Raw genomic sequence first — 20,172 nt, 5'->3', positions numbered from 1 at the left:
CGTAACGGCGCGCGGGCGCCGGTGTGCCGGGAGATCGCGCCGCCGCCGCGCGGGCGTTCGCCCCGTCGGTCTGATCTGCAGGCCTGCTCTGAATGCCTGCTCTGAATGCCTGCTCTGAATGCATGGGCCTGCAGGCATGAACTGCACCCATCGCGCGCGGCCATGGCATGCGGGCGGTCGTGACGGCAGGGGCGCAATCGCGGTTAATCTAATCGCCGGCATCGACACGCAAGCAGGGCAGCACAGGTGGATCAAGCGCAGGACCGGATCGAGGGCGTGGCATGCATTCGATAGAAGTGGTCCTGGCCATGTTGCTGGCGGTGCTGTGCAGCGGCTATCTGATGCGCATGCTGCCGTTCTCGCTGCCGTTGCCGCTGGTGCAGATCGCGCTCGGCGCGGTGATCGCCGGGGTGTTCAACGAAGGCGTGCAGCTGGACCCGGACATCTTCTTCCTGTTGTTTCTGCCGCCGTTGCTGTTCCTGGATGGCTGGCGCATTCCCAAGGACGGGCTGTTCCGCGACCGCGCGGTGATCCTGGAGCTGGCGTTCGGCCTGGTGGTGTTCACCGTCATCGGCGCCGGCCTGCTGATCCACTGGATGATCCCGGCGATGCCGATGCCGGTGGCATTCGCGCTGGCGGCGATCGTGTCGCCGACTGATCCGGTCGCGGTGTCGTCGATTGCCAAGCGCGCGCCGATCCCGAAACGCCTGATGCACGTGCTGGAAGGCGAGTCCCTGCTCAACGATGCCTCCGGCCTGGTCTGCTTCCGCTTCGCGGTCGCGGCGATGATGACCGGCGGGTTTTCGCTGGCATCGGCCTCGGCAACCTTTCTGTGGGTCGCATTTGCAGGCGTCGCCGTCGGCGTGCTGTTCACGCTGGCGGTCAGCCGCGCGCAGAACTGGTTGTCGCGGCATTTCGGCGAGGAGAGCGGCACGCCAATCCTGATCAGCCTGCTGATCCCGTTCGGCGCGTACCTGATTGCGGAGCACCTGTCGGCGTCGGGCATCCTCGCCGCGGTCGCCGCCGGCATCACGATGAGCCATGTCGAACTGACCGGCCGCGCGCTGGCGACGACGCGCGTGCAGCGCACCGCGGTCTGGGACATGCTGCAGTTCACGCTCAACGGCATCATGTTCGTGCTGCTGGGCGAGCAGTTGCCGGGCATCCTCGGCAATGCGCTGGTCGACGTCAGCGAGAGCGGGCACGCCAACCCCTGGTGGCTCCTGGTCTACGCGCTGGCCTTGAACGCCGCGCTGGCGGCGCTGCGCTTCCTGTGGGTCTGGATCTCGCTGCGGATCAACCGCATGAAGGCGCTGCGTCGTGGCGAGTCGCCGCTGCTGCCCGGCTGGCGGCTGGTCGCCGCGACGTCGCTGGCCGGCGTGCGCGGTGCGATCACGCTGGCCGGCGTGCTGACGCTGCCATTGCTGTTGCCGTCGGGCGAGGAGTTTCCGGCGCGCGACCTCGCGATCTTCCTGGCGGCGTCGGTGATCATGGTCTCGCTGGTGGTGGCCAGCCTGGCCCTGCCGCGCCTGCTGCGCGACCTCGACCTGCCGGCCGAAACCGAGGGCGATCGCGAACAGGACCTGGCCTTGCGGATTTCCGCGGACGCGGCGATCGCGGCGATCGACCGCGCGCAGCATGCGATCCCGCAGGATCCGGAAGAGACCGACCTCTACGCGCAGGCGGCGGTGCGGGTGATGGCGCTGTACGACCGCCGCCGCGGCGAAGACGAGAGCGGCGGCATCGATGCGGAACTCTTGCGGCGCGCCGACCATGCCGAGCGCACGCTGCGCCTGGCCGGCCTGCAGGCCGAGCGCGAGACGGTGTTCGACCTCGCGCGGCATCGCCGGATCTCCGATGAGACCGCGCGCAAGCTGGTCAGGCAGATCGACTTGCTGGAAGCGCGCTACCGCTGAACGTATGCAGCGCGCGCGGGCGCAGGCCCCTGAACGCGACTCAGGCGTCGGTGGCGTCGTCGCGGAACCAGGCGCTGACCGTGCCCTTGAGCTTGAACGTCATCGGTTGCCCGCGACGATCCAGCGCCTTGCCGGCGGCCACGCGGATCCAGCCTTCGCTGATGCAGTATTCCTCGACGTCCCGGCGCTCGTTGCCGTTGAAGTGGATGCCGATCCCGCGCTCGAGGGCCGAGGCATCGTAGAACTTGCTGCGCGGGTCGTTGCAGAGGCGGTCGGGCGGAGTCTCGGTCATGAGCGGATGCATCAGGTGGGAATGCGGCCATTCTAAGCCATGGTCCGGCGACCGGCCCCGGTGGGTCGCGAAGCGGCGCGGCTGGGTGTCGTCGTCGCCGCGTAGGCAGGCCGGCTCAGGCGTCGCGGGGTCGCCGCACCATGCGGTCGAACAGGTGTTCGAGCATCGCCGGCAGGTCGCCGCAGGTACCCATGTGCACCTGCGAGGTCTGGATGATCGCGCTGCGCTGCGCGGTCAGCCAATGGAAGCGCGCGCGTGGCTTCAGCAGGCCGATCGGCCCGCCGGCTGGCCCGCCGCGGCAGATGCGCTGGATCGCCTGCAGGTGCTGGTGCAGGGCATCGATGTCGACGGTCGGGTCGAGCGCATGCACACGGGTGGCGTCGAGTTCGATGCGCGCATCCAGGAAGCCGCTGGCCTCGCACGACAGCAGGATGCCGACGTTGATGAACTCCTCGCGCTCCACTCGTGGCACGACCCGGATCGTGGCGTAGTTGTACAGGTCCGGCACGCGCGCGTCGGGCGCGGCACCGGTGTCCGGGCGAGGATCAGGTGCGTGCACGGATGGCCTCCTCGACGAAGGCATGCGGCGCGTTCAGGCGCGCGACCAGGTACTCGCGATAGGCGGCACGCTGCGCATCGGGAGGACCGAACGCATGCGGATCCAGCAGCCAGTCGTCGGGGATGGCGTCGACGATCGTGGCGATCTGCGCAGGCGACAGGCGCGCCGACAGGTCGCGATCGGCCTCGGCCAGCGCATCGGCCCACGGCAACAGCACGTGATCGCGGATCAGCGGGAACGGTTTGGCTGCCTGGGTGCTGCTGCCATCCCAGCCGTGGTGGAAATACAAGGCCGCGCCATGATCGATCAGGTGCAGCTTGCGATGCCACTGCATCAGGTTCGGATTGCGCACGGTGCGGTCGACGTTGCTGGTGTAGGCATCCAGCCAGACGATGCGCGACGCCAGTGCGGCATCGGGCGTCCATGCGACCGGATCGAAGTTGATCGCGCCGGGCAGGTAGTCCATCGCCAGGTTCAGTCCGGCGCTGGCCTGGATCAGGTGCTGGATCTCCGGGTCGCCCTCGGTGCGCGCCAGGATCGGGTCGAGCTCGGCCAACACGATCTCCGGCACCGGCAGCCCCAGGCTGCGTGCGATGCCGCCGACGATCCATTCCGCGACCAGCGCTTTCGCGCCCTGGCCCGCGCCACGGAACTTGAGCACGTACATGCCCTCGTCGTCGGCTTCGATGACGGCGGGCATCGATCCGCCCTCACGCAGCGGCGTGACGTAGCGGGTGACGTGGATCGTGCGTGGCGGCGGCAGGTCTGGCATGCGCGCAGCATACCGGTTCGCGCGCAAGGGCCAAGATTCGTTTGGGTCAACAGCATCCGCCGCGTGCCACGCGTGGCCTGACTATGTCGGTCCGCCGCCGGCGCGCGATGCACGAGGGTGCCCCGCGCCTGCCTGGCATAGACTCGCAGGTCACCTGCCTGCGACGAGTCCGCCATGCGCTTCACTCCGCTGTTGTTGTGCCCCTTGTTGCTGTCCTCCTTGTCGTGGCCCGCCGCCGCGCAGGCGCAGACGCAGCCGTCCCCACCGACGCAGGCGGCGCCCGCCGACCTGCAGACGCGCGCGGTGGCCGCGGGCTACAAGGCGCTGACGTTGTGCAGCGCGCATTTCATCGCCGGTCGCACGCCCGCGCAGGTCGAGGCGCTGGAGCTGCAGGGCAGCTATGCCGAGTACGAGGCGCGGGTGCATGCGTCGACGGCGACGATCGATGCGCAGGCGCGCACGGTGTCGGTGGCGTTCGATGCGGGATTGCCGCCCCGGATCGCGGCGTGGCGGCCGAACCTGGGCTGCGCGCAGTTGCCGATCGGTGCCAGCGCCGATGCGGTCGCCACACTGCCGCGTTTCGATACGCCCGCGCCGCAGCTGGATCGCGAGCCCTGGCCGCTCGGTGACCGCGACGCGACCGCCCGCGCGGCCGGCGATGCGCGGGCGCTGGCCCGTGCGATCGCGGCGGCCTTCGGCCATGACGACGCGCAGGCCTATGGCGAAGGCCATGCCACCACCGGCGTCATCGTGCTGCAGCACGGCAGGATCATCGCCGAGCGCTATCGCGATGGCTTCGGCCCGCATGTGGCCCAACGCACCTGGTCGGTGGCCAAGAGCCTGACCGGTGCGCTGATCGGTGTTGCGGCCCAGGCCGGCGAGATCGATCCGCGGCAGCCGGCCCCGGTCCCGGAATGGCAGCGCCCCGGCGATCCACGCGCGGCGATCACCGTCGAGCAGTTGCTGCGCATGTCGAGCGGCCTGTACAGCGCGACGGCGGGCAACCGCACCGATGCGCTGTATTTCGGCGGCGCGACGGTGGCCGAGTCGGCGACGGGCTGGCCGTTGCAGGCCGCGCCCGGCACGCGCTTCCGCTATGCCAACAACGACAGCGTGCTGGCCGTGCACGCCCTGCGTGGCCGCACCGGCGACGAGGCGCGCGCCTTGTCGCGCCCGTACACCGACCTGCTGTGGCCGCTGGGCATGACGCGCACCCATGCCGAGACCGACTGGCAGGGCGGCTACGTGATGTCGAGCCAGGTCTGGTCGACCGCGCGCGATCTCGCACGCTTCGGCCTGTTGTTGCAGAACGATGGCGTGTTCGCCGGGCGACGCCTGCTGCCGGAAGGCTGGGTGCGTGAGGCGACCACGGCCTCGGGCCCGCAGCCGGAGCCGCAACCGGGCAGCGACTTCGGCTATGGCGCGACGCTGTGGCTGCTGCAGCGCTCGCCGGGCGTGCCGGTCGATACCTATGCGGCGATGGGCAACCGGGGCCAGTACATCGTGGTGGTGCCGTCGCGCGGTATCGTCATCGTGCGCCGTGGTGAGGATCGCGCCGGCAAGCGTTTCGATGTCGCCGCGTTCACCGCTGCGGTGCTGGCGACGCTGGAATGACGGTGCGGGCGTGACGGCCGCGCAGCGATGGCCTTGCCTGGGGGAGCTGCCTGGCGGGGCTGTCTGAGCTTGCGCGATCGGGTGGCGGGCATCAGCGTGCGGCGTGCTTGAGTGTCAGCGCATGCGCGCGCAGGTCGTGCAGCAGGCCGACATAGGCCCCCATCGCGTCGTCGCACAGCGAGGTGTTGGTGAACAGGATGACGCCGACGCCCTGCGCAGGATCGAACAGCATCTCGGTCTTCAGGCCGGGGTCGGTGCCGCCATGGCCGACCAGGCTGCCGCCGAGCTTGGTCGCCCAGAACAGGCCCGAGTTCTTGTCGGCCGGATCGACGTTGTCGGGATGGTGTCCGGCATCGAACTGCAGCCGCAGCATCTCGCGCGTGGACGCGGGATCGAGCATGCGCCCGCCGCCCTGCAGCAGCGCGATGAAGAAGCGCGACAGGTCGGCCACCGAGCTGCGCACACCGCCATCGGGATACGAGGTCATGCCGTACAGCGGGATCGGGATCGTCAGGCCCAGCTGCGAGACATACAGCGCGGCGTGCCGGTCGCGCGGGATGTCTGACAGCCGCCACCCGGTGCGGTCCATGCCCAGCGGCTCGAAGATCCGCCGCCGCGTGTAGTCGGTAAAGGCTTCGCCGCTGACGCGCTCGACGATGTAACCGACCAGCGCGGCGCCGATGTTGGAGTATTCGCGATGCGTGCCCGGCGCCTGGGCGAGGAAATTGCCGGCATCGTAGTCGTTGCCGCCGGGCACGAAGTAGCCGGCCAGGAAGTCGCCGAGCGCGACCGGCGAGTCGCCGCCATAGTGGTAGACGGTGTCGTAGACGGCCATGCGGTCGCTGATGCTGGAGGTATGCGTCGCCAGCTGCCGCAGCGTGATCGGCGTGTCGGGAAAGGCGGGATTGACCACCTTGAACGGCAGGTAGCGATTGATGTCGGCGTCGAGCGCGAGCAGACCGTCGTGGACCGCCTGCATCATCGCGACGCCGGTGACCGTCTTGGTGATCGAGCCGATGTTCATCACCGTGTCGGGCGTGAAGGCGATGCGGCGCTCGCGATCCGCCCAGCCGTAGCCCTGCGTCCAGGCCACCTTGCCATCGATGATGATCGCCGCGCCGACGCCGACCATGCCACCGTCGCGCATGCGCTCGGCGACCTTGCGGTCGAGCGGCACGGCATCGCTGGCTGCCGCCGGCTTGCGTGCCTGACACGTGGGCGCTGCGGTGGCGGCACCAGCAGGAGAGGTGGCAGACAGGGTGGACGCCGGCCACGCCGCGAGCAGGCAGGTGGCGGCGAGCAGGCCGCGGGCGACGACGGGGAGAACGTGCGTGCAGGACGTCATGGCATCACCGGTGCGGCTTGGGTCGCCCCGTAATCTGCGAGGCGCGGCCTCCGGCGACAAGCGGCTTGCGACGAAGCGCCGGCAGCGCCGATGAAACCCCCGGATCGCGGCATGAGGCAGCTCCGGCGTGCCCGCGCGTGCGTCCCGCGCGGGCCTCAGTGTGCGTGCTTCAGTGCGCGGCGGTCTTCAGCGTCTGCGCGTAGGCGAACAGCGCGTCGACCAGCGCATTGAAGGCCTTGCGGCCGGTCGGTGTCAGTTCGGTATTGGTGAAGATGATGATGCCGGTGACCTGGGCCGGGTCGGCGAGCATCTCTGTCTTCAGCCCCGGGTCGCTGCCGCCGTGCCCGATCAGGCGGGTGTTGAGCCGGGTCGCCCAGAACAGGCCGGAGTTCAGTTCGGCGACGTCGACGTTGTCGGGATGCCGGCGTGCATCGAACTGGAAGCGCAGCATCTCGCGTGCCGATGCGGCATCGAGGATGCGCTGGCCGTCCAGCGCGCCGTCGCCGAGCAGGGCCAGGAAGAAACGCGACAGGTCGTTGACCGAGGTGCGCACGCCGCCATCGGGATAGGTGCTCAGGCTGTACGGGCGCAGCGCTTCGGGCTGGCCGTCGCGCAGCGTGTACAGGGTCGCGTGGCGGCCTGCAGGAATCTCCGCCAACCGCCAGGCGGTGCGCGTCATGCCCAGCGGCACGAAGATGCGCTCGCGGGTGTAGGCGTCGAGCGTTTCGCCGCTGACGCGCTCGACGATGTAACCGGCCAGCGCGGCGCCGATGTTGGAATAGTCGCGATGCGCGCCGGGCATCCTGTCCAGGAAATTCGCGCGATCGTAGTCGGCGCCCGCAGGGTCGAAATACGCGGCCAGGAAGTCGCCGAGCGCGACCGGCGCATCGCCGCCGTAGTGATAGGCGCGGGCATAGACCGCTTCGCGATCGGTGATGCTGGAAGTATGCGTCGCCAGTTGCCGCAACGTGATCGGCGTGTCCGGGAACGCGGGATTGACGACCTTGAACGGCAGGTAGCGGTTGATGTCGACGTCGAGATCGAGTTGCCCGTCCTGCACGGCATGCATCATCGCCGCGCCGGTGACGGTCTTGCTGATCGAGGCGATGTTCATCACCGTGTCCGGCGTGAAAGGCACTTTGCGGGCGAGGTCTGCCCAGCCTTCGCCATGCGTCCACGCGACCTTGCCGTCGACCAGCACGGCGGCCGCCACGCCGACCAGCCCGCCTTCGCGCATGCGCTCGGTGAAGCTGCGCTCGATCGCGGCGGACGTGGCCGTGGCCGTGCCCTGCGCGACGGCCCGGCGGGCGGTGGGTGCCTGCGCATGCGTTGCCGCATTCGCTGCCGCGACCGACTGCGCAAACGCAGGCGTACCGGGCAGGACCATCGCGATGGCGAGCAGCAGGTGATGCAAGCGTGCACGCGTCCCTGGTGGCGTTGCGGCCGCGTGCGGTGCATCAGTGCGCAAGCTCATGTCTTCACCGTGTTGGGAGAGAGGCGGGTGTCGGGGCGCACCGAGCATAGCCGCGAACCGCGATGGCAGGTCCGCGATGCGCGGACCTGCCGATCAACGGCCGTTGCCCCGTCGCGCCAGGTGGCGATCGAAGAACGCCAGTGTCGCGGCGACCCGGTCGCGCAGCTGGCCATGGGTGGCCGGCGAGTGCGTGCCGCCGGGCTCGACGATCGCATCGACGGCGATGCCGCGCCGGCGCAACCGCTGCCCGAGTTCGATCGCCTGCACCAGCCAGCCCTGGGCGTCGTCGTCGCCGCTGATGAACAGCAGCGGGGCGCGCCAGCCCTCCAGTGAGGCGTTGGCCGACGAGGCATAGGCCAGGTCCTCGTATTGCATGCGCTGCGACAGCCGGAATGGCAGGCGCGCGCCATCACGGTCGAGTTCGAGTTCCATCTGCCAGTCGGCGACGCCGACGATGCTGACGCCGGCCGCCCACAGCTCCGGCGCCTTCGCCATCGCCGCGGTCGTCAGGTAACCGCCGTAGGAAATGCCGAAGATGCCGATCGCATCCCCGTCGACGTCGGGCAGGGCCCGCAGGTACTTGCCGGCGGCGGTCATGTCCAGCGTGTCGGTGCCGCCGCTACCACCGTAGCCGGGGGTCTCGCGGAACGCCAGGCCGTAGCCTTCGCCGCTGCGGTAGTTGGGCACCAGCACGACATACCCGCGCGCGACCAGCGCCTCGACGATGCCCCAGGCATGCAACGGTTCCACGGTCTCGATCCAGCGCGAACCACCATGCGCATAGACCACCGCCGGCGACTTGCCGGCTCGCGGGGTCGCGGGCCTGTACAGCAGCGCACGATGGCGCAGGCCGTCCTCGGCACTCAGCGTCACGATCTCCGGCGTCGGCAGCAGTGCGGCCGGGATCGCCGGGCGTGCAGCGGTCGAAGCGGAGGCCGCTGCGGCGCCGGAAGCCGATGCCGACAAGCTGCGTGCGCTGCCGCCGGCATCGATGGCCATCATGCGCACCGGGGCGCTGGGCTGATAGGCCGGCACGACAACGCCGGCCGCGCCCCGCGCGACCGGCCGGATGCCGCGCGTGGCGATGCCCTCGCCGACGAGCAGGCGCTGGCTGGCACCTCCGGACGCGGCGACTGCATGCAGGTCGAAGCGTTCGCGGAGATCGGCATTGGCGGTGTAGTAGATGCGGCGACCGTCCGCCGACGGGATGGCGGTGGCGACTTCGCCATCGCCGCTGCTGAGGCGTGTCGGCGCGCGACCGTCCAGGCCGAGTCGATAGAGCTGGCGCCAGCCGGTCTTTTCCCAGAACAGGCCGATGCTGTCGGCGTCGATCCAGAACGGATCGGAGCCGTAGGGCGTGCTGCCGGCACCGCGGTCGGCGGTCCACAGCGTGCGGGTCTCGCCGCTGTCGGCATTGGCCAGCATGATCGACCAGGGGATGCTGTCCAGGCGGACCGTGAAGCGGTAGCTCTGCGTTTCCTCGCGTTCGCGCAGGAACAGCAACTGGCGGCCATCGGGCGACCAGCGCGGCTCGCGGTCGCTATCGATGCCTGGCGCGAGATAGCGCAGGCGGCGATCGGCGAGATCGAAGATGCCGACGAAGCTGTGGCTGCCGCGATGGCTGACGAACGCGAGGCGACGTCCATCGGGCGCCCATGCGAGATCGCCGGCACTGCCGTGCAGCGTGAACAACCGTTGCGGTTGCGACGCGGGATCGCGCAGGTCGCTCGACCAGACCTCGCGGCCCTGGGCATAGACCAGCGACGCGCCATCGGGCGACAGCACCGGCGAATGCAGCCGCGCGGTGCTGCCGCCGGCGATCCTGCGCGGTGCCGGCGCCGTCGTCGTGGTGGCCCAGAGCACACGCTCCTGCGGATCGGCCAGGTGCAGCGGGTTGTTGATCTCGCCCTGTGCGTTGGGCCCGCTGCCGACGATGTAGGCCAACCGGCGGCCATCCTCGGAGACGGTCAGCTCGGACATCGGTAGGCCATTGTCGGCGAACTGCGCCAACGCGCGGGGAGCGGCATCGGTGGCTGCTGCGAACCAGATCGTGCGGCGTCCGCCGACGTTCTCGACCCAGGCCGCGGCCTTGCCGCTGGCGGTGCCGGTCGGCGGCGTCAGCAGCGGGTAGTGGTCGAGCACGCTGGCGAAGCCGTCGTCGGCTGCGCGTGCAGGCAGCAGCAGGGTCAGGGCCAGCAGGGCGCAGGTGGCCAGCGCGCCGGCGAAGGCGGGCAGGCGCGGATCACGGGTGGGCATGTCGAATCTCCGGCAGGACAGCGAAGGACACCGCCCGGGCGTCGGTCGTGCCCGCTCCAGGTTCCGCGATGCTAGGCAAAAGCCGAGGGGGCGCCATCGGTGCCAGTACTTAAGTTGGCCGCTGGGGCGAGGCGCCGGCACCCGCGCCGACGAACGGTCAGCCGGACGCGTCCGGGGCCTGGGCGCCGGGACGCTGCGTGGTCACCAGGCGCAGGAAGGTCTCGTGCTGGTAACGGCTCATGCGCAGCTGCTGGCCGTTGTCCATCGTCACCACGTGGTAGCCGTTGAACCAGGGGTCGATGGTCTTGATGCGCTGGATGTTGATGATCGCCGAGCGATGCACGCGCGCGAAGCGGCGCGGGTCCAGCCGTGCCTGCAGCGCGGTCATGGTCTCGCGGAGCTCGTGCACGCGGCCGGGCACGTGGATCTGCACGCTGTTGCGGTTGGCGCGGATCCAGATGATGTCGTCGACATCGACGAACACCACGCGTTCGTCCTCGCGCACCGGGATGCGCGCGAGGTAATCGTCGCGCTGGCGCAGGGCGTCGAGTGCCTGCATGATCCGCGCGGCGGTGTCGGCATCGGTGCCCTGCGCTGCCGCCAGCCGCGCCTTGACCCGGCGCAGCGCATCGGCGAAACGTTCGCGGGCGAAGGGCTTGACCAGGTAGTCGACGGCATTGGCATCGAAGGCCCGCACCGCGAACTGTTCGTAGGCGGTCACGAAGACGGTCGCCGGCATGCGCGCCGCGCCGATCGTCGCGACCACGTCGAGGCCGGTGATGCCGGGCATCTGGATGTCGAGGAACACCAGGTCGGGCGAACTGCTGCGGATCGCTTCGACCGCGGACACGCCGTCGCCGCACTCGCCGACCAGCTCGATCTCGGGGTCGTCGCGCAGCAGGCGCACGATCGCCAGCCGCGCGATCGGCTCGTCGTCGATGACCAGTGCGGTGAGGGTCATGCGCGCGGCACTTCCGGAGCGTCGTCGTCATCGAACGGGTCGGTATCGTGCCTGTTGGCGGCGGATCCCGGGACATCAGGCCCGAACGGATCGACCGCAGCTGCTTCGATCCTGCGGAACGGCAGCTGGATGCGGCAGGCGACGCCCTGCGGCCAGGTGATGTCCAGGCGCACCTGCGCGGCATCGCCATACAGTTCCTTCAGCCGCAGGCGGGTATTGGACAGGCCGATGCCATGGCTGGGGACATCCCCGGCATCGCCGGCCAAGGGGGCGGTGCCGGCGCCGGTGCCAGCGCCCTGCTCGTCGAGGCTGCTGTTGCGGTTGCGCACGTCCAGGGACAGGGTGTCGCCTTCGCGACGGCTCTCGATCTCGATGCAGTCCGCGCCCACGCGCTTGCCGATGCCGTGGTGGATCGCGTTCTCGACGATCGGTTGCAGGATCAGGCTGGGCACCGCGCAGTCGAGCGTGTCCGGCGCGATATAGATCCGCGTGGTCAGGCGATCCTTGAAGCGCGTGCGCTGGATGCCCAGGTACAGGTCCAGCAGCATCAGTTCCTGGCGCAGGCTGATCTCCTGGCCGTCATAGTCCTCCAGGAACGCGCGCAGCAGTTCGCTCAGACGCAGCAGCATGTCCTCGGCCGAGACCTTGTCCTCGTCGAGCAGGGTGATGATGGCGTGCAGCGTGTTGAACAGGAAATGCGGCTGCAGCTGCGACTTGAGCGCCAGCAGCCGCGATTGCGCCAGCTCGGTGGCCAGCCGGCTGGTTTCCAGCTCGCGCCGCGCCTTCTCGGCGTGGAACTGGATGGCCTGCTGGATGGCGAACAGCATCCAGTAGGTCAGCAGGCCGATGGCGAAGTGCTGCTCCAGGAAGTATCCCAGCTGCTCGCCGAAGCCGCTGGGTTCGAACAGCGTGGAGACCATCGCGCCGATCATCATCGCGATGAACGTCATGCACAGGCTGGCCAGCAGTTGCTTGCCCAGTCCGTGGAAGCGCAGCGTGTTGCTGACCGGGTAGCGCTCGGCCAGGCGGAACACGGTGGGGGCCAGGGCCGCCCAGGTGTACCACTGGATCAGCGACCAGCGCAGCAGATCCCACAGCGGCCAGTCGGTACTGGGCAGGCCGCGGTTGATCTTGTTCTGCAGGGCGAACAGCACCGCGACCGCCGTCCACAGCGCCAGGTAGCGGAACAGGCCGATCTCGTGACTGCCTAGGCGGATCTTCATGCTGCTCCGGTGTCGATGTCGCGTGCGGTGGGCGTGCGGGTCATGGCGGCGTCGTGGCGCCCCCGGCGTGGTGCCCGGCCATCTGTGGGGGACGTCCGCATCCTAGGCGCATTGGCGGGACGCCGGAAGCGATTCCGGCCGCCGGCTACGATTGGCGCGCGCACTACGACGATTCGTCCCGAATCGCTTTCCGGCGCCACGACGACACGGCCTGATGCCGGTGCCGGAGCGTGGATCGCCTGTCTCCGGCCCCCATTCCCTGCACCGGAGCCACTGTCATGTCCATCGCGCACACTCTCGCCCTGGTCGCGCTGCTCGCGACCGCATCCCACGCCGCCGACGTCCGTGCCGAAGGCACCGGCACGCGCTACTTCGAGCTGATCAATGCCAGCCACGACAGCGTGGTCTCGGCCTCGGCGGCACCCGCCGGCGACGGCACGTTCGTGCCGATCGCGATCGCCGCCCCCTTGCGTGGCGGTTTCACCGCCGCGACGGTCGAAGTCTCCGGTGCGCACTGCGTGCAGGACTTCCGCATCGGCTTCCGCGATGGTCGCACCCTGCTGTACCGCGACATCGACGTCTGCCGCAGCCGCGGCCTGCGCCTGGGCGCGACCGACGGTCGGCGCGGAGACGGCCGCGCGAACGGCGTGCTGGCCGACCGCGCCCACTGAAGCTTGACGTCGGGTAGCGGGGGCGCCGAACGACAGCGCCCCGCGCGGCTGTGGGTGGCGGTCAGCCCTTCTGCTGGCTCGCGATCCACTGGTCGATGCGGCGCTCCAGCAGCGTCAGCGGCATCGCGCCGCCGCCGAGCACGGCGTCGTGGAAACCGCGGATGTCGAACTTGTCGCCCAGCGCCTTTTCGGCCTTGGCGCGCAGCTGCTGGATCTTCAGCATGCCGACCTTGTAACCGGTCGCCTGCCCCGGCCAGGTGATGTAGCGGCGGACTTCGGCGCGGATCGCCGGCAGCGGGATCGAGCTGTTCTCGGAGAAATAGGCTACGGCCTGCTCCTCGGTCCAGCCCTTGGCGTGAAGGCCGGTGTCGACGACCAGCCGGATCGCGCGCCACATCTCCGAGGTCAACCGGCCGAACTCCGAATACGGATCGGTATAGGTGCCGGGCATCTCGCGCGCCAGCCATTCCGAGTACAGGCCCCAGCCTTCGGCATAGGCATTGAACATCGCCTGCTTGCGGAACTCCGGCACGCCCTGCAGTTCCTGCGCGATCGCGATCTGCATGTGATGGCCGGGCAGGCCTTCGTGGTAGGCGATGACTTCCAGCGTGGTCCGGGGCATCGCGCTCATGTCCGACAGGTGCGCGTAGTAGACGCCGGGACGCGACCCATCGGGCGTGCTCGGGAAATAATGCTGCGCAGCGCCGTCCTGCTCGCGGAACGCCTCGACGCGCTTGACCACCAGCTCGGCCTTCGGCAGCAGGCCGAAGTAGTTCGGCAACTGCTTGCGGATGGTGTCGATGGCCTGGGTCGCGCCATCGATATAGGCCTGGCGGCCGGCATCGGTATTGGGGAACTTGAACTGCGGATCGCTATCGACGAACTTGAAGAAGGCCTTCAGGTCGCCATCGAAACCGACCTTGGTCTTCAGCGCTTCCATCTCGGCGCGGATGCGCGTGACTTCGTCGAGCCCGATCTGGTGGATCTGCTCGGCGGTCATGTCGGTGGTCGTCGACGCACGCAGGCGTTCGGCGTAGTACGCGGCGCCGTCGGGCTGGGTGGTGCCGACGCCGGAGGGATTGACCAGGGCATTGGGCAGGTCGGAAGTGAACCAGGCGATGACGTCGCTGAAGGTGGGCTTGACCGATTCGAGCAGGGCCTTGCGCGCCTCGTCCTTCAGGGCCTGTGCGCGCGCGGCGTCGATCTTGCCGGCTTTCTGCAGCGCATCGGCCTTGGCCTGGGCGTCGGCCCACAGCGCACTGTCGGGACCATTGTCGAACGGCGCGCCTGCGATGACCTTGCCGGCCTGGTCGATGACGCCCTCCTCCGCGAAGCGCGGCGGGCGGATGCCGGCGGCGGCCGAGCGCTTGACCTGTTCCAGCAGTTGCCCGAACGCGCGCGGCACTTCGCGCAGGCGCGACACATACGCCTGATAGTCGGCCTCGTCGTCGACCTTGTGGAAGTTGATCAGGAACGTCGGCAGGAAGGCCTGCGCGCCGCCCATCTGCTCGAACGGATAGCCGTGGTCGTGGAAACGCTCGGCGGCCTTCGCGGCCTCGAGCTGGTAGACGAACAGGTCCCAGGACAGCTTGGCGTCATCGCCGAGCGCGTCGTAGTCGAAGCTCGACTTCATCTCATCGACTGCAGCGGCCTGCCACGCCAGCTGCTTGGCAGCGCCCTCGCGCGACATGTCGTCGAGTTCGCCGTAGCGGTCCTTGCGGCCGAGCATGGTCATGCCCAGCGGGCTGAACTGCAGTTGCTCCTCGTACTTGCGCTCGAACCATTCGTTGAGGCGGGCGTCGGTGGTCGCGGCCCGTGTGCCTGCTTCGGCGGCCGTGGCCGGGGTGCCATCGGCGGCCGGGGGCGTGCCCGGCGAGCAGGCCGCGCACAGGGCCAGGGACAGGGCGGACACGGCAAGGATGCGGCGCATGGGCAACTCCGGCGGAAACGGTGGTCCGCCGATCATGCCGCAACCGCTTGCCGGTGCGCAGTGCCGGACGTGATCCCGGACCGGTGCGGCCGATACCGTGCGTTGACATCAGGCGCCCTGCCGGCCAGGACATGCGCGCCTCGGACGAGGCCGGACGGATCAGGGCATGGGACACAACCCCATGAAGACGGGCGACTGGGGAGTTTCCGCCATTCCCTTGGATTCATCGTGAAAACAGTCACTTGCGGGAAGTTATTGCTTTACATCGTGCTGCCATCAGCGTTCCATGGAGAGGACAAACGTATGTCAGCCGCCGCTCGCCTCCATGTCATCCGACCGCCACGAATGGTTCCTCAACCAGGTCTTCTGCCATCGGCAGGTGCTGCAGCAGTACCTGCGCAAGTATCTGAACTCCGACGAGGACATCGAGGACGTCATCCAGGACACCTATTTGCGCATCTACGGCATCCGGGACTACACCGCGGTCGAGTCGCCCAAGGCGTTGCTGCTCACCATCGCCCACAACCTGGCAGTGGAACTTGGACGCCGCCGGGTCAGTCGTGCGACCGATGCGGTGGCGGATTTCGATGCGCTGGGCGTCTGTTCCGATAGCCCTCAGGTCGAAGAGCAGCTGGATGCACGCCACCGTTTCGAGGCGTTCTGTTCAGCCGTGGATAGCCTGCCACCGATCTGCCGGCGCGTCTTCGTATTGAGGAAGGTCTACAAGTTGTCGCAAGCGGAGATCAGTGCGGTGCTCGGCATCTCGCAGAGCACCATCGAAAAGCACGTCGCCAAGGGCTTGGTCCGGTGCCGGGATCATCTGCGCGAGCACGATCTGTTGGGCACGCCCGTATTGATGGACGAGGTCCCCAACGTGCGCAGGCTCAAGGACGAAGGAGACAGCCGATGAGCGACGTGGTGAAATTCCGTAGTCTCGTTGAAGTGGAAGAGGAAGCCGCGATCTGGGTGTGGCGGCTGGATGATGGCGATGTTGCCGACGAGGTGCGTGGCGAGTTCGAACAATGGCTGCGGCGTGATCCACGCCATCGCCGCGCGTTCGAAGAGCTGGGCGGTATCTGGACATCGCTGGACGAACTGGCAGAGGCCAAGCGCGACGAGAAGGTCGCCACCTTCGTGGCCGAAGAACGACGCCTGTACGCCAACGCGACCTCAAGGCCGGCGCGCGGGTCTCTGCGCCGCTGGGGGCCGTGGGCGATGGCCGCATCGCTGGCGATCGTGGTCGGTAGCCTGTCGTGGTACCAGCGCGACAGTGAATCGCAGACCCTGGGCACCGCGGTCGGGCAGCAGCGCAGCGCCACGCTGATCGACGGCTCGGTGGTGCAGCTCAACACCAACACGATCCTGGAGACGCGGTTCACCCGCGGGCAACGCGTGGTCTACCTCAAGAAAGGCGAAGCGACGTTCACTGTGGCCCGCAATCCGGAACGCCCGTTCCTCGTCTACGCCAGCGACATGGTGGTGCGTGCGGTCGGCACGGAATTCAACGTGCGGATTCGCGAGAACCAGGACATTGAGGTCATCGTCACCGAAGGAAAGATCAGCGTAACACCGCAGACAGGCGTGTCGGCACAGGCGGTGGGCGGTCGCCCGACGGCTGCCGTGCCGGCGGGCAGCGAACTGAGCGCCGGGCAGCGCTTTGAAGCCGCAGCCGCGTGGCCGGTGGCGCAGATCACTCCGGTCGCCGTTTCCAACACGCTGGCATGGCGGGAAGGCGCCGTGGTCTTCGACGGCGAGCCGCTGGTGCAGGCGATTGCGGAACTGAACCGCTACACCGATACCCGGCTGGTGGTCGCCGATGCCAGTATCCATGACCTGCGCGTGGGTGGGCGCTTCCGCACCGGTGATATCGATGGCTTCCTGGAGGCCCTGACCAAGGCGTTTCCGGTGACGACGCGTCGCACATCCGATGACCTGGTCTACATTCACGCACGTGCGCCGGCAACGCACCAGTAGCCGATTCCCACCCCCTCCACTTCTCTCCCCCGCCTGCAGGGCGCTGGCGATGAGGGCGTGCATCGCGCGAAGTGAATAGTGGAAACGAGCGTCATTCCCGTCTATCAGTGACCGGACGCCATCGCGTCGTCACCTTGATAAGCAGACCGAATGGATAACACCATTGGGAATTCCCGCGGGTCGCGGTTGCTGGGACTCGTGTTTTCACTGATTGCGATGTCGGCCTGCGTGGCAGCGGACAGCCAGCGCAAGCCCTTTGACATCCCCGCGCAGCCGGCAGCTTCGGCACTGAACGAATTCGCGAAGCAGGCGGATGTCGCGCTGATTTTTTCCTACGACCTGGTCGCCGGGGAGCAGGCTCGCCCATTGAAAGGGAGCTTCACTGTGGGCGACGGGCTCAACCGGCTTCTGGACGGCACACCTTTCGGGTATCTGCAGACAGCCGACGGGATGTACCTCATCTGCCCGCTGGCGTCCTGCCGATTTTCTCCACCCGCAGTATCGGAAGCGCCGGGAAGGCCGCGTGCGCAGGAATAGCGGAAATCCATTGCAAGCCCGTCTTCAACACAAGCCGGTGGAAGTGCCGGGGACTGAATCCATCTTTGGGGAGAGCATGCAACCATGCGATGTCATCTTGCGTTGAGAACGGCCCAGCGTCACATCCTCTGCAGCGCGCTGGTCATCGCCATCGGTATCGGGGGCGCGGCGACGGACCTCCATGCGCAGGAGACGCCAGGCAAGACGCATTTCGAGGTGCAGGCGCAATCCGCAGCATCGGCACTGAATGTCTTTGCCGAGCAGGCGGATATCACACTGGTGTTTTCGCGGGACGATATTGCCGACGTCTCCGTACAGGCGCTGGATGGCGTCTACACGACGACGGATGGCCTCAGCAAACTGTTGGAAGGCACGCAACTTTCGTATCAGAGGCTGGCCGACGGCACATTTGTCGTTGAGCCGTCGAACGCCATTTCCGCACAGACGCCAGTCTCGCAACTGGCAACCATCGAGGTGACCGGGTCACGCATCCGCGGCACGGATTCGGTGTCGCCCATCAGCATCTACAGCGGAGAGGACATCGAACGTTCCGGCTACGCCACCGTACAGCAGTTCCTGCAGACCTTGCCGCAGAATTTCTCCGGCGGGCAGTCGGACCAGGCGAGCAACATCAGTGGCGCAGTCACGTTTAGCCGCATGGGATCGGGGGTCAATCTGCGCGGTCTCGGCAACGAAGCGACCCTGATCTTGCTCAACGGGCAGCGGCTGGCGCCCGCGGGCACCGGCAACTTCGTGGACGTGGGCATGATTCCGGCCAGCGCGGTAGAGCGGATCGAGGTACTGACCGACGGCGCTTCGGCGATTTATGGGTCGGACGCCGTCGGCGGGGTGGTGAATTTTGTCCTGCGACAGGATTTCGAAGGCGGCGACACTCGGCTCCGCTACGGTTCGGTTACAGAGGGCAGCAGTTCGGAGTACCGCGCCTCCCAGACGCTCGGGCGCGCTTGGTCCGGCGGCAGTTTCCTGGCCAGCTACGAGTTCTACAAGCGGGATCCGCTGGACACCGAGTCGCGTGACGCGACCCGGATCGCGCCTGATCCCTCGGACATATTTCCCGGCGAGCGGCGGCATTCGTTGTTGCTGCACCTTGAACAGAAACTGGGCGAACGCTTGCGGCTAATCGCCGATGGCCAGTATGGCGACCGCGAGGGAAACGCCCGCGATGTCGATCTGCTGGGACAGCTGAACGACTACGATCTGCTGCAGAAGCAGTACGGCGGCAGGATGGGACTGGTGATGGATCTGCGCCGTGACTGGCGCGGCGAGGTATTCGCGTCCTATTTCAGCAACAAGAATGATGTGGCGGTGAGGGTCGCTGGCATCGCGCCTGCGGGTATTCCGTCCACGTCTTCCGATGTCGCGGCGCTGGATGTAAAGGCGGACGGTGGCCTGTTCCAATGGCCGGGCGGCATGGTCAAGGCCGCCATCGGCGGGCAGTTTCGGACCGAACAGTTGGATTACCGGTATCGCGGGGTGAGCCAGCGCCGCGATGCGGGCAGCGTCTTCGGCGAGGTGAGCGCGCCGATCGTCGGCGCGGACAATGCGATGCCAGGCCTGCGCCGTCTGACCGCGACCGCTGCCGTGCGCTACGACCGTTACGACGACTTCGGCCATACCACCAACACCAAGTTTGGCCTGTCATGGAGTCCCATGGAGGGCATTGGCGTGCGTGCCACCTACGGAACCTCGTTCCGTGCGCCGTCGCTGTTCGACGTCAGTCCGGTTGCCGACCAGGTCGTATCCATTCTGGTGGCGGACCAAGGCGGGGTGCCGGCGGTGGCCTTGCTCCAGGTCGGCAGCAATCCGGATCTGCAGCCTGAGACCGCACACACCTGGACGGCCGGGGTGGATTTCCAGCCGCGGGGACTGCCCGGATTCAAAGCGGCGCTGACTTATTACCAGATCGACTACGACGATCGCATCATCGCGCTGGCCAAGGATCCACGGGCATTCCAGGCGCTGCAGTACGCATCGATCTTTTCGGAAGTGATCACCCGCGATCCTTCTCCCGCCGAGATCGTGGCGTTGACCATGCACCCGCGCTTCTCCAATTTCGGGCCGATCCCCACCGATCTGCTCCCGACGATGACGGACGCTGTCATCGACCTTCGCTCCAGGAATCTGGCCGGCACCCGCACCCGCGGACTGGACCTGAGCTTGAGCTATCCATTTGGGGAAGGACGCGATCTGTATGGGGTGTCGCTTGACGGCACTTATGTGCTGGAGCACTCGCAGCGCATCACCGGCACGGCCCCCTGGGAAGACCGAGTGGGTACCACGCTGAATCCAAGCCGCTTCAAACTCAGGTCGGGGTTCACCTGGGCCAGGTCCGGTGTCAGCGCCGCACTGTTCGTCAATCACACGGACGGTTACACCCACACTCTGGTCGCTCCCATGGAGGTGGTGGATGCCTGGACGACGGTCGACCTGAATGTGCGCTACGCGTTTGGTGGTGTCGGTGGGTTTTCACGTGGACTGGCGATCAGCGCCAGCGTCGTCAATCTGTTCGACAAGGGGCCGCCGTATCTGTCCGCTGCGCTGCCCTTGACCATGAACTACGACCCGAGCAACGCCGATGCGATGGGAAGGTTCGCGGCGTTGCAGATCAGCAAGGAGTGGTGACGTGT

Annotated in this window: 16 protein-coding genes; 7 read left to right on the top strand and 9 right to left on the bottom strand. The window is 67.8% G+C overall.

From position 1 onward, the window contains the following. Window positions 1-281 precede the first annotated feature (281 nt). Entirely contained in the window at window positions 282-1,916 is a 1,635-nt protein-coding gene (locus ACYX7E_RS01760; RefSeq protein WP_462078810.1) for a Na+/H+ antiporter, read from the top strand. Window positions 1,917-1,956: 40 nt separating this feature from the next. On the opposite strand, the gene ACYX7E_RS01755 is transcribed toward ACYX7E_RS01760, so the two are convergent. The 3 genes from ACYX7E_RS01755 to ACYX7E_RS01745 form a co-directional block, all read right to left on the bottom strand. Beyond that, window positions 1,957-2,208, bottom strand: coding sequence for a DUF3297 family protein (locus tag ACYX7E_RS01755; RefSeq protein WP_462078809.1), 252 nt, complete (start codon window positions 2,206-2,208; stop codon window positions 1,957-1,959). 115 nt (window positions 2,209-2,323) lie between these two features. Further along, window positions 2,324-2,716, bottom strand: a complete 393-nt coding sequence (locus ACYX7E_RS01750; RefSeq protein WP_462079053.1) for a DUF3037 domain-containing protein — start codon at window positions 2,714-2,716, stop codon at window positions 2,324-2,326. 37 nt (window positions 2,717-2,753) lie between these two features. Beyond that, the gene (locus ACYX7E_RS01745; RefSeq protein WP_462078808.1) at window positions 2,754-3,539 is read right to left on the bottom strand and encodes a HipA family kinase; all 786 of its coding nucleotides are present in this window, start codon (window positions 3,537-3,539) and stop codon (window positions 2,754-2,756) included. 174 nt (window positions 3,540-3,713) lie between these two features. Between ACYX7E_RS01745 and ACYX7E_RS01740 the strand changes: the two genes are divergently transcribed. Beyond that, window positions 3,714-5,153, top strand: a complete 1,440-nt coding sequence (locus ACYX7E_RS01740) for a serine hydrolase domain-containing protein (protein WP_462078807.1) — start codon at window positions 3,714-3,716, stop codon at window positions 5,151-5,153. Window positions 5,154-5,244: 91 nt separating this feature from the next. Here ACYX7E_RS01740 and ACYX7E_RS01735 read toward each other — a convergent pair whose 3' ends face one another. From ACYX7E_RS01735 to ACYX7E_RS01715, 5 genes are all read right to left on the bottom strand, one after another. Continuing rightward, entirely contained in the window at window positions 5,245-6,498 is a 1,254-nt protein-coding gene (locus ACYX7E_RS01735) for a serine hydrolase domain-containing protein (protein ID WP_462078806.1), read from the bottom strand. 169 nt (window positions 6,499-6,667) lie between these two features. Next, window positions 6,668-7,972, bottom strand: a complete 1,305-nt coding sequence (locus ACYX7E_RS01730) for a serine hydrolase domain-containing protein (RefSeq protein ID WP_462078805.1) — start codon at window positions 7,970-7,972, stop codon at window positions 6,668-6,670. A gap of 93 nt (window positions 7,973-8,065) precedes the next feature. Next, on the bottom strand, window positions 8,066-10,228 hold the full coding sequence (locus ACYX7E_RS01725; protein ID WP_462078804.1) for a S9 family peptidase: 2,163 nt from the start codon (window positions 10,226-10,228) through the stop codon (window positions 8,066-8,068). Between the two features lie 157 nt (window positions 10,229-10,385). Next, entirely contained in the window at window positions 10,386-11,189 is an 804-nt protein-coding gene (locus ACYX7E_RS01720; protein ID WP_462078803.1) for a LytR/AlgR family response regulator transcription factor, read from the bottom strand. After that, on the bottom strand, window positions 11,186-12,412 hold the full coding sequence (locus tag ACYX7E_RS01715) for a sensor histidine kinase (protein WP_462078802.1): 1,227 nt from the start codon (window positions 12,410-12,412) through the stop codon (window positions 11,186-11,188). The genes ACYX7E_RS01720 and ACYX7E_RS01715 overlap by 4 nt, the downstream gene beginning before the upstream one ends. A 278-nt stretch (window positions 12,413-12,690) precedes the next feature. Between ACYX7E_RS01715 and ACYX7E_RS01710 the strand changes: the two genes are divergently transcribed. Next, entirely contained in the window at window positions 12,691-13,083 is a 393-nt protein-coding gene (locus ACYX7E_RS01710) for a hypothetical protein (protein WP_462078801.1), read from the top strand. A 61-nt stretch (window positions 13,084-13,144) separates the two neighbouring features. Here the strand turns inward: ACYX7E_RS01710 and ACYX7E_RS01705 are convergent, their stop codons facing one another. Further along, window positions 13,145-15,013: a DUF885 domain-containing protein gene (locus ACYX7E_RS01705; RefSeq protein WP_462078800.1), complete on the bottom strand. Its 1,869-nt coding sequence runs from the start codon at window positions 15,011-15,013 to the stop codon at window positions 13,145-13,147. 325 nt (window positions 15,014-15,338) lie between these two features. Between ACYX7E_RS01705 and ACYX7E_RS01700 the strand changes: the two genes are divergently transcribed. The 4 genes from ACYX7E_RS01700 (at window position 15,339) to ACYX7E_RS01685 (ending at window position 20,167) form a co-directional block, all read left to right on the top strand. Then, the gene (locus ACYX7E_RS01700; protein ID WP_462078799.1) at window positions 15,339-15,923 is read left to right on the top strand and encodes an RNA polymerase sigma factor; all 585 of its coding nucleotides are present in this window, start codon (window positions 15,339-15,341) and stop codon (window positions 15,921-15,923) included. Continuing rightward, on the top strand, window positions 15,920-16,987 hold the full coding sequence (locus ACYX7E_RS01695) for a FecR family protein (RefSeq protein WP_462078798.1): 1,068 nt from the start codon (window positions 15,920-15,922) through the stop codon (window positions 16,985-16,987). Before ACYX7E_RS01700 ends, ACYX7E_RS01695 begins: the two co-directional genes overlap by 4 nt. 150 nt (window positions 16,988-17,137) lie before the next feature. Continuing rightward, window positions 17,138-17,524: an STN domain-containing protein gene (locus ACYX7E_RS01690; RefSeq protein WP_462078797.1), complete on the top strand. Its 387-nt coding sequence runs from the start codon at window positions 17,138-17,140 to the stop codon at window positions 17,522-17,524. 102 nt (window positions 17,525-17,626) lie between these two features. Continuing rightward, the gene (locus tag ACYX7E_RS01685) at window positions 17,627-20,167 is read left to right on the top strand and encodes a TonB-dependent receptor domain-containing protein (protein ID WP_462078796.1); all 2,541 of its coding nucleotides are present in this window, start codon (window positions 17,627-17,629) and stop codon (window positions 20,165-20,167) included. Window positions 20,168-20,172: the final 5 nt, after the last annotated feature.

This window comes from Luteimonas sp. RIT-PG2_3 (assembly GCF_054902115.1).
The sequence above is the reverse complement of the archived record's forward strand: the minus strand, read 5'-3'. Positions and strand labels throughout refer to the sequence as shown.